Annotated in this window: 9 protein-coding genes and 1 riboswitch; of the genes, 2 read left to right on the top strand and 7 right to left on the bottom strand. The window is 70.6% G+C overall.

The genetic code is table 11. From position 1 onward, the window contains the following. Positions 1-60 precede the first annotated feature (60 nt). The 5 genes from ACIBSV_RS19300 to ACIBSV_RS19280 all read right to left on the bottom strand — a co-directional run bounded on the left by ACIBSV_RS19300 (position 61) and on the right by ACIBSV_RS19280 (position 5,708). Complete coding sequence (locus tag ACIBSV_RS19300; RefSeq protein WP_395864727.1) at positions 61-1,404, bottom strand: ATP-binding protein; 1,344 nt, start codon at positions 1,402-1,404, stop codon at positions 61-63. Positions 1,405-1,464: 60 nt separating this feature from the next. Beyond that, complete coding sequence (locus ACIBSV_RS19295; RefSeq protein ID WP_395864472.1) at positions 1,465-2,976, bottom strand: SCO6880 family protein; 1,512 nt, start codon at positions 2,974-2,976, stop codon at positions 1,465-1,467. Continuing rightward, positions 2,976-4,289: a hypothetical protein gene (locus ACIBSV_RS19290; RefSeq protein WP_395864471.1), complete on the bottom strand. Its 1,314-nt coding sequence runs from the start codon at positions 4,287-4,289 to the stop codon at positions 2,976-2,978. Before ACIBSV_RS19290 ends, ACIBSV_RS19295 begins: the two co-directional genes overlap by 1 nt. Continuing rightward, on the bottom strand, positions 4,279-5,085 hold the full coding sequence (locus tag ACIBSV_RS19285) for a hypothetical protein (protein ID WP_395864469.1): 807 nt from the start codon (positions 5,083-5,085) through the stop codon (positions 4,279-4,281). The genes ACIBSV_RS19290 and ACIBSV_RS19285 overlap by 11 nt, the downstream gene beginning before the upstream one ends. Before the next feature lie 314 nt (positions 5,086-5,399). After that, positions 5,400-5,708, bottom strand: a complete 309-nt coding sequence (locus tag ACIBSV_RS19280; RefSeq protein WP_395864725.1) for a hypothetical protein — start codon at positions 5,706-5,708, stop codon at positions 5,400-5,402. Between the two features lie 233 nt (positions 5,709-5,941). Between ACIBSV_RS19280 and ACIBSV_RS19275 the strand changes: the two genes are divergently transcribed. Next, positions 5,942-7,096: an NlpC/P60 family protein gene (locus ACIBSV_RS19275; RefSeq protein WP_395864467.1), complete on the top strand. Its 1,155-nt coding sequence runs from the start codon at positions 5,942-5,944 to the stop codon at positions 7,094-7,096. A gap of 119 nt (positions 7,097-7,215) precedes the next feature. After that, positions 7,216-9,249 (top strand): PIG-L family deacetylase, encoded by a 2,034-nt coding sequence (locus ACIBSV_RS19270; RefSeq protein ID WP_395864465.1) that lies wholly within the window; start codon positions 7,216-7,218, stop codon positions 9,247-9,249. Positions 9,250-9,435: 186 nt separating this feature from the next. Here ACIBSV_RS19270 and ACIBSV_RS19265 read toward each other — a convergent pair whose 3' ends face one another. Together ACIBSV_RS19265 and galE are read right to left on the bottom strand one after the other, a co-directional pair. Next, positions 9,436-10,791, bottom strand: coding sequence for a transglycosylase family protein (locus ACIBSV_RS19265; protein WP_395864463.1), 1,356 nt, complete (start codon positions 10,789-10,791; stop codon positions 9,436-9,438). A gap of 4 nt (positions 10,792-10,795) precedes the next feature. Then, positions 10,796-11,017: riboswitch (cyclic di-AMP (ydaO/yuaA leader) on the bottom strand. Positions 11,018-11,466: 449 nt separating this feature from the next. Then, on the bottom strand, positions 11,467-12,435 hold the full coding sequence (galE, locus tag ACIBSV_RS19260; protein ID WP_395864461.1) for a UDP-glucose 4-epimerase GalE: 969 nt from the start codon (positions 12,433-12,435) through the stop codon (positions 11,467-11,469). Between the last annotated feature and the right edge of the window lie 183 nt (positions 12,436-12,618).

Raw genomic sequence — 12,618 nt, 5'->3', positions numbered from 1 at the left:
CGAGGGCGCCCGGCCCGGCGTGGGCAGGCGCGGTTCCGGCGGTTGTCCGGGCGAGCCCATCTACGCCGCCGGATCGTCGGCCAACGCCGCCTCGGCGCGCACCCGTTCCTCCACCGCGTCCTCGGTCATCGCGCGGTCGGTGTAGACCATCGGCCGCTCGGTGTCGGTGATCAGGTGCTTGACCACCTGTACGTTGCCGTTCACGTCCCACACCGCGATACCCGGGGTCAGCGTCGGGATGATCTCCACCGCCCACCGGGGCAGGCCGAGCACCTTCCCGGTCGCGCGTGCCTCGTCCGACTTCTGCATGTACACGGTTCTGGTCGAGGCCATCTTCAGGATCGCCGACGCCTCCTTGGCCGCCGCGCCGTCCACCACGTCGGAGAGGTGGTGGACGACCGCGACGAAGGACAGACCCAGCCGACGGCCGAACTTGAGCAGGCGCTGGAAGAGTTGGGCCACGAACGGGCTGTTGATGATGTGCCACGCCTCTTCGACCAGGAAGATGCGCTTGACCCGGTCCGGGCGGATCCAGGTGTGCTCCAGCCACACGCCGACGATCGCCATCAGGATCGGCATCGCGATCGAGTTCCGGTCGATGTGCGACAGGTCGAAGATGATCAGCGGCGAGTCCAGGTCGATGCCGTCCGTGGTCGGCCCCTCGAACATGCCCTTGAGGTCGCCGTCGGTGAGCCGGTCCAGGACCAGCGCGACGTCCAGACCCCAGACCCGGACGTCCTTGACGTCCAGGCTGAGCAGTTCGCACGACTCGGGGGTCGGATTGCGCAACGCCTCGACGATGTCCGGGAGGATCGGCTGCCGCCCGTGCACGGTGCGCATCACGTGCGTGTGCGCGGCCTTGAGCGCGTAGCCGGCGCGCTCCTGGAGCGCGTGGCCCATGGCCACCTCGATGATGGTGCGCAACAGCGCCAGTTGGCCGGTGACGGCGATCGCCGGGTCCAGCGGGTTGAGCCGGACCGCGTCGCCGGAGAGGTCGTTGGGGTCCAGTCGGACCGGCTTGACGCCCAACGCCTCGGCGATCAGGTTCCACTCGCCGACGCCGTCCTCGCCCTGCGCGTCCAGGACCACCACTTGGCGGTCGCGAAAACGCAGCTGGCGCAGCACGTAGGTCTTCTCCAGCGCCGACTTGCCGTTCCCGGACTCGCCCAGGACCAGCCAGTGCGGTGCGGGCAGTTGCTGGCCGTAGAGCTGGAAGGGGTCGTAGATGTAGCCCTTGCCGGAGTACACCTCGCGGCCGATGATCACGCCCGAGTCGCCCAGCCCGGGTGCGGCCGTGGGCAGGTAGACCGCCTGGGCCTGGCCGGTGGACGTACGCACCGGCAGCCGCTGGGTCTCGTTGCGGCCGAAGATGATGCCGGAGAAGCCCTGGGTCAACGCGGACATCAGACCTGACACGTGATCACCTCATCCCTTGGTCGCGGCCACTGTCGTGGCCGCCGACGCTCACTTGCGAATGCCCGTCGCGAACGGCAGCGTGTTGACGAACGCGCGGTGCTGCTCGCGGTCGCACCACTCCAGCTTGAGGAAGCACTTGCCCGCCGACGCGCGGATCGTGCGCTTGTCCCGGGAGAGTTGGTCGGGATTGCGCGAGGACACCGTGATGTAGCCGACGATGTTCACTCCCGCCGCGCCGCCCGCCAAGTCCTCGCCGCGCTGGTCGACCCGGCCGGTGTGGGCCATGTCGCGCGGGTCGACCACCCGGTTCATCTTGGCCGCGCGGGCCGCGTCCGCGTCGTCGTTGGTCTTCTCGGTGAGCATGCGCTCGATCGCCACGTCGGTGGGTTCCAGGTCCATCGTGACGGCGACGGTGCGGATCACGTCCGGGGTGTGCACCAGGAGCGGGGCCAGGAAGTTGACGCCGACCGGGGTCAGCGGCCACTCCTTGATCCACGCGGTGGCGTGGCACCACGGTTCGGCCGAATCCGACTCGCGGGTCTTGGCCTCCAGGTAGTTCTGGTGCGTCGCGTCCAGCTCGGCCGGCCACGCGTAGCGCGCCTGCATGCCCTCGAACGCGTCGATCTGGTGCTCGGGGTCGTACATCGAGTGGATCAGCGAGGACAGCCGGGCCTCGTTCAGCGGTTGCCGGACCCGGATGTCCGCCTCGGTCAACCGGGCGCAGACGTCGGTGAGTTCACGTGCCATCACCACGCCGATGCCCTTGTCGCCCTTGCCCATCACGTTCGCCTCGGCGGCCAGCTCCCGGGTGTAGTGCATGCACGCGATCAGGTAGGCCCGGTGCTGCTCGGAGGAGGTGGAGACCATCGACTGGAGCTGCTCGTAGGAGTCCTGGACCCACAGCGGCGCCTTGTGGTCGCCGCGCCGGGCCACGTCCTTGGCGTGCGCGTCCGGGTCGGCGGGCAGCGTCCGGGCCAGCACCTGCAACCGGGTGACGAAACCGTCGCCGTTGGCCACGTGCTTGAGCAGCGTGCCGAACCGCTCGACCAGCGCCTCCTGGTCCTCCGAGTCGCGCAGCCCCACACCCGGGCCCTCGATCTCGACGGCGGCGGTGACCGTGCGCCGTTCCAGGTGCAGCAGCACGGTCAGGTCGTCCGGGCCGAACGGCACACTCGACCAGGTCACCCGGCCGACCCCGGGCGGGGCGCCGACCGCGACACCCTGGCCGGTCAGCCTGGTGCCCGCCTCGGTGACCGCGGACCGGTACTTCGCGCCGCGCTTGAGCGTGCGCTTGTAGGTGCGGTTGATCTCCCACCACTTGTAGAACGTGCGCTTCTTGTACGGCATGTACACGGCGCCGAACGCGAGCAGTGGGAAGCCGACCAGACCGGCGATGCGGATCACCAGGACGGGCACCAACAGGCCCCACATCAGGGCGAGTCCGCCGGCCGCGATGATCAGGAAGATCTCACCGGGCTCGCGGTTCTTGCCGATGACGGCGGTGGGTTTGGCCTTGCCGATCAGGAAGGTCCGCCGTCGGGCGACCGGTTGCGTAGTCATTACTCTTTACCGTTCCTCGCGTGAGGCGTTGCCGCGGGGTTGGCCGGAGGCGTCGGTGCCGGAGTCGGGGCGCCGCCCGATCCGCCGCCCCTGGTGCCATGGGCCGCAATGCCCGACGATACGGCGTTCGCGGTCACCGGGGCAGAGCCGGAACCGGTCGATCCCCGCGAGGCGTGCGCCTGGATGCCCTGCTTCACGTACGTGGCCGGGCCGTTGACCATGGACGCCGGACCCGCCGACTGCATCGCCTTGCGGCTGCTGTGCAGCGAGGCCATGTCGTCGCCGATGCTGGGGACGAAACGATAGATGAGCACGCTCGCGAAGATGGACAGGAACAGGATCGCCAGGCCCGAGAGCACCGACGAGAACGCGTCGTCCTTGCCGCCGGCGGTGACCGCCGTGGCCAATCCGAGCACGATCACGATCACCGGTTTGGCGAGCAGTACCGCGATCATGATCCCGGCCCAGCGCCGGACGTGGTGCCACATCGCCTTGTCCACCAGACCCGAGTACACCGCCGTGCCCAGGATCGCGCCGACGTACAACATCGCGGCACGGACCAGGAGTTCGACCCACAGCACGGCCGCGGCGGCCATCGAGAGCAAGGACACGAAGATGAGCATCACCGGCCCGCCGCCGAGGTCGCTCGCGGGATCGAGCGCCTTGGAGAAGCCGCCGAGGAACTTGTTGGTGTCCTGTTGGGTACCGGTGGCGATGGCCGCGGTGACCGCGTCGGTCATCGAGACGGCCAGATACAGCATCAGCGGCGTGAACGCGGACGCGATCACCGCGAGCCACAGGTAGCCGACCGCCTCGCTGATCGCGGTGCCGATCGGGACCCCGCGCACGGCGCGCTTGGCGACCGCGAGTATCCACAGGATCAGCGTGAGGAACGTGGACGCGGCGAACACCACCGCGTACTGGCGCAGGAAGCCGGGGTTGGTGAAGTCCACCTGCGTGGTGTCGTTGACCGCGCCGGCGAGCTTGTCGATGATCCAGGTGGCCGCGTCGGCGCAGCCCTTGGCGATCGAGCCGAGCGGGTCGGTGACGGTACCCAGCGTGCCGGTGCCCGGAGCGCTGGGGCCGCCGTTGTTGCAGATGTCCTTGGCGGGGCCGGTGAGCAGGTCGCACTCCGGCTTGCTCGCGGGTGCGCTGGGAGCGGGTGTACCGCCGGGCGGTGTGGTGGCGCCCGGTGTGGGCTCGGCCCACGCGCGGCCGGCGCCGAGCACGACGACGGTCCAGGCCGCGGTCAGTGTCCCGCCGAGGGTCAGGAATCGGTTGCGAAGGCTGCGGCGTTCCCGGTCAGCGTGCATGGCGCAATTCCCCGAACTCCCCGTCGGCCTTGGCGATGTCGTTGGCGCTGGACGGATCCTGTAGCCCGGAGACCGGAGTCGGGCCCTCCTTCTGACTGAACTCGACCAGCTTCCAGTCGCCGTTCACCCACGACAACTTCATCGTGGTGGTGTTCCACGCCTCGGCCACCGGCTTGGTGGAGCCGGGTCCGGCCAGGCCCACCACGCCGACACTCCAGACCTCGACGGTCGCCGAAGCGGCAGCGAAGACAACGGACTTGGTGCCCATCGGAACGGCCCGACAAACGAAGGTCTGTCCCTTGGGCGGCGAGCCGTCCGGTTGCAGGCCGAATGTCGTGGTCTGCGTGCGGTAGGTCTGGTCGGCGCGCGCGAGCAGACCGTCCCGGACCGCCGGGTCGGTGACCGTGGTGATGATCGCGGTGCGCGGCTGGGCCCGGAACATCCGGTCCGAGCCGAACGCGACGACGAAGTTCGCCGCGGCGGACTGGGCGCCCTCCGCGGTCTGCGGGTAGCCGACCGGCACACCCGACTCGACGCGTTCGGGCAACTGGGCGGCGGACAGCGGTGGTCCGCTCGACGCCTCGGGCGCGGCGGAGGTCTTCGCGGCGTCCCCCGTGGTGGAACCGTCGTCCTCGTCCGAGCGGTTGGCGGCGAACAACAGGGAAACGATCACCACGGCGACCACCACGACCACACCGATCCCGGACAGTATGGGGTTGCGTCTGGGCTCCGGATCCTCCGGTGAGGAGGTGGGTCTGGGCAGCCGGGTACGCGTGACCGGTTCCTCGTCGCTCATGGCCTGTCCCCCTTACCGCGGCAGGCCGGAAGATACGGACGACCCGCGCGCACAACACTGTCCCCGGCGGCGGAGCGCCGCCGGGTTCGGTTGCAGCCGGAACGATCTTCCCAGACGGGAACTCATTCCGGTGGCACCGCGCTGTTGCGTGAACACAGGCTCGATTGTCCGGTAAAGGAACCGGAATTGCTGCTTTGCCTCGAATGCGGAATGGGGCATTCCGGTTTCGGGGCGCACGGCACACCGAAGTGCGCCGCGCCCGGGATGAAACACCACGGGATTCGCCACCTTGGGACGGCAGGGTGCGAATCGGTCTAGATCGCCATTCCGTACACGATCGTGAACAGCGTCCCGAGCGATCCGATGATGAAGACACCGGTCAGGCCGGCGATGATGAGGCCCTTGCCCTGCTCCGCGCTGAACGTGTCGCGCATCGCGGTGGCACCTATGCGCTGCTTCGCCGCGCCCCAGATGGCCAGGGCCAGACAAAGCAGCAGTGCGACGGCCATGATCACCTCGACCATGATCCGGGCCTCCGCCCCCAGCTTCGCGAACGGGCCCCAGTCCGGAGCTATCCCGCCGATGATCGTATTGATGTCGCCATTGCCTTCGCCAAGAAACACGTTGTTCACCGCCCCCGAGGTCGGGCTTTTGGTTGCCTCCGGTCGCATTCGACCGGAGGAGTGGTCGTTCGTTTATTGTGCTGTGGGGAAGCCGATCGGGCTACCACCTCGGCAAGTGTGTCTGCTCACTGTGTGTATCACGGGTGATTGCGCTGAGCAATCGTGGCACGCACAATGTGGACGGAGAGTCCGTCGCGGCCCGTCCAGGCCGCGAAGAATCGGGGGTGCCCGCCATGCGCAAAGCCTGGGTCGCCGGTGGCATCGCGTTCGCGATTCCCTTCGGTCTGGTCGGTCTTCTCACTGTAGGCGTCGGTGCGATGCAATCCGCGTCCGGTACGCAGACCGGTGTGGGCGGCACGATGGCGCTGGCTCCCGGCACGGTGCCCGCCGCGTACGCGGCGGCGATCGACAAGTGGGGGCGGCTCTGCCCGGAGATCTCCCCGGCGCTGCTCGCCGCGCAGCTCTACCAGGAGAGCGGCTTCGACCCGAACGCGGTGAGCAACGTGGGCGCCCAGGGCATCGCCCAGTTCATGCCCACGACGTGGCCGGAGTGGGCCACCGACGGCAACGGGGACGGCAAGTCGAGCCCGTGGGATCCCGCCGACGCCATCCCGGCCGCGGCGCGCTACGACTGCTCGTTGGCCAAATATGTCGCCTCGGTGCCCGGCGACCGCACCAACAACATGCTCGCCGCGTACAACGCGGGCGCGTACCGGGTGATGCAGTACAAGGGCATCCCGCCGTACACCCAGACCCAGGACTACGTGAAGTCGATCCGCTCGCTGGAGCAGAGCTTCGGCGTGGTGCAGGCCCCGCTCCAGCCGATGGCGCAGGCGGCGGGCGCGGTCAACTGGGCGCAGACCAAGCTCGGTACCCCCTACCTGTGGGGCGGTGAGGGCACCGCGGCCGACGGCGGCCGGTTCGACTGCTCGGGGCTGACCCAGGCCGCCTACGAGACGGTGAACATCAAGCTGCCCCGGGTGGCCAACGACCAGTGGAACGCCGGCCGGCACCCCTCACGCGACCAACTCCTGCCCGGCGACCTGGTGTTCTTCGCCACCGACCTGAGCGACCCGCGCAGCATCCACCACGTCGGGATCTACGTGGGCAACGGCCAGATGATCCACGCGCCGTACACCGGCACGGTGATCAAGTTCGGCCCGATCGACAAGCCGGACTACATCGGTGCGACCCGGGTCACGCCCGAGGGCGCGAAGTCGCTGCCGGACCGCAGCCCCGGCTCGGCGAACAACGATTCGGGCGCGGGCAGTCCGGCCGCCGACCCGGGCCGCTCCACCGCGTCGGGCGGCAAGGTGCCGGCCCGACTTCCGGCCGCGGCCGCGGCCGAGCCGCGCGGCGCGGACGCGGGCGGCGCGCGGGCGCGCTGACCGCCGGGGCGCCACGCGATTCCCGCCGGCCGATCGGGCCGTGCCGGGTGCGGGCGGGCGCCGGCGACCGGCGATGATGAGGTCGGTTCGCCCGCGACGGCAGAAAGGTACCGGCCGAGATGGCGATGATCCCCGGCACCGGAAGATTCACCGCGGTGGTCGGCGTCCTGGCGCTGGGCTTCGCGCTCGGGGTGGTGAAGTTGACCGGTCCGTACGGTTCGCCCCCGTACCACGCGCCGACCCGACCGATCGGCATCGAGACCCTGACACCGCGGCCCGGCACGACCGGTGCGGTGATGCAGGTGGTCGCGCACCAGGACGACGACCTCTACTTCATGAACCCCGACGTGGACCGCGCGGTGCGGGCGGGCACGGAAAGCGTCACGGTCTTCCTCACCGCGGGTGAGGCGGACGGGCGCAACGGCCCCGGCGGACGGCCCGATCCCCAGGCGTACGCCGCCGCGCGCAACAACGGCTCACGCGCCGCGTACGCGTTCATGGCGCTCGGGGATCGCGCGGCGCGCTGGGAGCGGCACAGCGTACGGCTGCGCGACGGCGCGCACGCCGAACTCGACCGACTCGTGGACGCCCCGAACATCAAGCTGGTGTTCCTCAACACCCGCAAGGAGGAGGGCATCGGCGCGCACGGGCGGCTGCGCACGTTGTGGAACGGCTCGGAACGCGAACTGGACACGCTGGCACCGCGGGACGAGCCGGCGGGCGGACCCTACACGTACACCAGGGACGGCCTGATCGACTCGCTCGCGGACCTGATGCGGGCCCAGACGCCGACCGTGGTGCGCACGCTCGACCCGGAGCCGGACCGGCAGCGACACGATGGCGCGCACCCCGTACACGCCGACAACGGTGGTGTCTCGGACCACCAGGACCACACCGCCGCCGCACAGTTCACGTGGGAGGCGCTGCGCCGGTACAACGCCGATCGACCGGCCGCGAGCGCCGCCGCGATCGCCTACCGGGGCTACTACAACGAGCGTTGGCCGCACAATCTGGCGCCGGCGGCGCGCGAGCGCAAGGACGGGATCATCCGGGTGTACGGCTGGACGGACCGGGTGCGGCACTGCCCGGGTCGGGTGGACTGCGGCGACCTCAAGGTGCGGGACACCGCGCCCGGGACCAACTGGCCGCAGAGCACCACCTATCGCTACCCGAACGCGGGAGTGCGCCCGGTGCTCGGCGCGGACGGCCGGCTCACCGCTTGGGCCGTGCTCGGCGGGCGCGTCACCCGGTGGACCCAGGACGCCGTCGGCGGCCCGAACTGGTCGCCGGCGCACTCGATGCCCGGCCCCGGCGACGGCGAACTGGCCCCGGGGCTCGCCGCGGTGCGCATCGCGGACGGCCGGATCGCGGTGTTCGTGCTGCGCATCGGCGGTGCCCGCCGGGCCGATCGGGACCGGTTCGAGATCCTCACGGCGACCGAGACGACGCCCGGCGGCGAACTGGGGCCGTGGCGCGGCCTGGGCAACCCCGACGGCGACGGACGCGGCCCGGGCACACCGGTGGTCGGGGTGGACGGCGCGGGCGGGCTGTACCTGTTCGTGCGCGACCGGGACAAGGGGATCAGCGGCCGTCATCGGCCCGCCGGGAGCGACACGTGGTCGGCGTGGCGGGACCTGGGCGGCGGGGAGATCGTCGAGGGGCCCGGCGCGGTGACCCGCCCGGACGGCCGGGTCGTGGTCTTCGGCACGGCGCGTGAGGGCATTCGCTACTGGGAACCGGTCGGCGAGCGGTCGGGGCCGCCGCGCACGATCGCGGCCGAGCGACCGGCGGGCCCGCCCGCCGTGTCGGTGGGCGCCGACGGCCGGGTGGGTGTCGCCTACCGGCGGGCCGGCACACCGGAGATCGCGAGCGTGGTCGAGGGCGGGCCGAACGGGTGGGTGCCGGCCGACTCGGGAGCCGCGGGCGCGGGTTACGAGGCGTTGAGCCGAGTGCCCCGACCGGACGGCACGACGGCGACGCTGACCCGGGACGCCGACGGCCGGCCGATCGTCCTCGGCGCGTCCGGGGCGCCGGTCGTGCTCGACGAGCGCGCGGTCGCGGTCGATCCCACCGGCGCGCCGGACGGCGCCGGGCACGCGGTGGCCCTGTGGCTCGGTCCGGACGGTGCGCTGCGCACCGCGCGGCTGCCCTGACGGCACCGTCCGGACACGCGCACCGGTCCGCACACGCGAATCGTCCGCACACGTGAATCGTCCGCACACGCGCACCGTTCGGACACGCGCACCGGTCCGCACACGTGAACCGGTCCGAACACGCGAACGGCGGGCGCTCCCTGGAGGGAACGCCCGCCGTTCGATGCAGCGGGTGGAGCGGGTGACTCAGACGCTGACGCCGTGGCTGCGCAGCCAGGTCATCGGGTTGACCGCGGAGCCGTAGTTCGGCGTGGTGCGGACCTCGAAGTGCAGGTGCGGGCCGGTGACGTTGCCGGTCGCGCCGGAGAGCGCGATCTTCTGGCCGGTCTGCACCTTCATCCCGGCCTTGACCGAGATCGAGGACAGGTGCGCGTACTGGGTGTACTTGCCGTCCGCGTGCCGGATGACGACCTCGTTGCCGTACGCGCCGCCCCAACCGGCCGACACGACGGTGCCCGAGGTGACCGCGCGCACCGTGGTGCCGGTCGAGACCGCGAAGTCCTGGCCGGTGTGGCTGCCGCTGGACCAGCGCGAGCCGCCGGAGCCGAAGCTCGCGGTGAGCGTGGCGCCCGAGACCGGGGCGACGTACGAGCCGGAGGCGGTCGTCGTCGATTCGGTCTTGGCGGCCTCGGTCTTGGTGGTCGCGGCCTTCGGAGCCGGCTTGCTCTCCGTCTTGGCCTTCGGAGCCTCGGCCTTGGGGGCCTCGGTCTTCGGCGTCTCGGCCTTCTGCACCTCGACCTTGGGCGCGGCGGCCTCGGTCTTGGTGGTGGTCGGCGCGGCCTTGCCGTCGACCGTGAGCTTCTGGCCCGGGAAGATCAGGTCGGGGTTCTCGCCGACGACGGACTTGTTGGCCTCGTACAGCTTCGGCCAACCGCCGGGCACGTGCGCGGCGTTCGCGATCTTGGAGAGCGTGTCGCCGGTGACCACGACATAGGACGAGGTCGCGGCGGCCGGCTCGGTCTTGGGCGTCTCGGTCTTGGGCGCCTCGGTCTTCGGGGCCTCGGCCTTGGGGGCCTCGGTCTTCGGAGCCTCGGTCTTGACCTCGATCTTCGGCGCGGCGACCGTCTTCTTCGGGGCCGGCTTGGCGGTCTCGGTCTTGGGAGCGGTCTTCGGCGCGGTCTTGCCGGCCGAGGAGCCGGTGTCGACGTCGGCGGCGGCGCCGCCTCGGGTCAGGCCGGCCTTGACCGAGCACACCGGCCACGCGCCGGGGCCCTGGCCCTTGAGGACCTTCTCGGCGATCGCGATCTGCTGACCCTTGGTCGCCAGGTCGGCGCGGGCGGCGAACTCCGTGCCGCCGAACGCCTTCCAGGTGCTCGCGGTGAACTGCAGGCCGCCGTAGAAGCCGTTTCCGGTGTTGATCTGCCAGTTGCCCGTGCTCTCGCACTGGGCGACCTTGTCCCAGGTGCTCACGGAGGCGGCCTGGGCGGTGCCCGCGCCGATGATCGGCATGGCGACGCCGACTCCGGCGACACCCGCCGCGGCGATCAGACGCGTGGTCCTACTGGTGCTGCGACGGCGATGACGCCCGGTTCCGGACAGCATGGCTGGATCCTCTCCCACGCCTACGAGGTGAGCTGTCGGATTCGGGCCGGAGATCGATAGCCCGGCCACGTCCCGAAGGACATGGCTTCACCCCAAGCCGTTCGCGGCGTCCGATCATCGAGATCGGGGCCGTTCGCGGCGGTTCACCTGTGGTTCCCCCGCTCCTGTCGTGTGGTGCTCGTCAGCCTCCCGAACGGCCGGCGACAGGATTCGGCGTACCGGCGATCGGGGTCCGTGTGGGATACGGACGGATCGAACGCTAAGCAGGCCTCGCCGAAGATCACAAGTCTGTGTCGGATAGACGTCGATTATCCGTTTTGCGGATGAGCGCAATGTAGATGATCCCTTACGGAAAGGACCGTAGTTGGCGTTCCGTGGTGGAAGGGCCGGGAACGCGTGACAACGGCCCTTGGTCACGGCGTACGCCGATCACCCGGGAAAGATCACCTACGCCCCGTTCGTCACACCCGCATCGCGTGTGGCGTCGCGCGGACCGGGCCCCTGCCCACCGACAGGGGCGTACGCACCCGTGATCGACGTGATTCGGCCCACAGACGAAGCACGTCATGTCCGATTTGCCCCAGGAGACTTCACTCTGCGTCGTCACGGGATCGCGACGCGACACCTCCCGCGGCGCCGGCTGATGCGCGGCGCCGCGGGCGGTGTGTGCGGGACTCAGCCGCGCTGCGCGCGCCAGCCGGCCCACGCGCCCTCCACCATGTCCGCCGTGTCGTGCCGGGCCTTCCAGCCCAGTTCGGTGGTGATGCGATCGGCGCTCGCGACCACCCGGGCCGGGTCGCCCGCGCGCCGGGGTCGCAGCTCCGGCGCGATGTCGCGCAAACCGGTGACCTCGCGGATGAGTTCCACCATCTCGCGCACCGACGTGCCCTCACCGCGACCGACGTTGAGCACCAGACGCGCGTCCGGGTCGGTGCCGAGCCGACGGGTGGCCGCCACGTGCGCCTCGGCCAGGTCCACCACATGGATGAAGTCGCGCACGCAGGTGCCGTCCGGGGTGTCGTAGTCGTCCCCGAAGATCACCGGCGCCTGATCGGCCGTCAGCTTCTCCAGCACCATCGGCACGAGGTTGAACACCCCCTCGTCCGCGAGCTCCGGCGCGCCCGCGCCCGCGACGTTGAAGTAGCGCAGCGCGGCGTACGAGATGCCGTGCGCGCGCGCCGTGGCCTTGATCATCCACTCGCCGACGAGCTTGCTCTCGCCGTACGGGTTGATCGGCAGGCACGGGGTCTCCTCGTCGACGAGGTCGACGTCGGGCATGCCGTAGACGGCGGCGCTGGAGGAGAACACGACGCGCGTGACGTCGGCCGCGACCATGGCCGCGAGCAGGACGCGCAGACCCTCGACGTTCTCCTCGTAGTAGTAGAGGGGGCGCGCGACCGATTCGGGCACCTGCTTCTTCGCCGCGATGTGCACCACGCCGTCCACGGCGTGCGCCCGGAACGTCTCGTCCAGCAGCGCCCGGTCCAGCACCGAGCCGACCACCAGCGGCACCTTCTCGGGAACCCGTTCGCGCGCGCCCGTGGAGAAGTCGTCGAGGACGACCACCTCCTCGCCGACCGCGAGCAACGCCCGCACGACATGCGTCCCGATGTACCCGGCACCGCCGGTGACAAGCCACTTCATGAGGCGACCCTACCCGGCATCCCGGGTTCGCGGAGGGTGCGCGAATCGCGCGTGGCGACCCCCGCGGCGCCCGCCCTCCAGGGTGCCTGACCCGGGGTCGGGTCGACCGTTACCATGCACAGGATCTCGTGGGCAGGGCGCATATTCGCCCAGGGGGGATCCTGCGTCGCTTCCGGGCGGCCA

This window comes from Embleya sp. NPDC050154, from assembly GCF_044460165.1.
Classification (GTDB): Bacteria; Actinomycetota; Actinomycetes; order Streptomycetales; family Streptomycetaceae; genus Embleya.
Note: the sequence above shows the minus strand (reverse complement) of the source record. Positions and strands in the feature narration are given on the sequence as shown.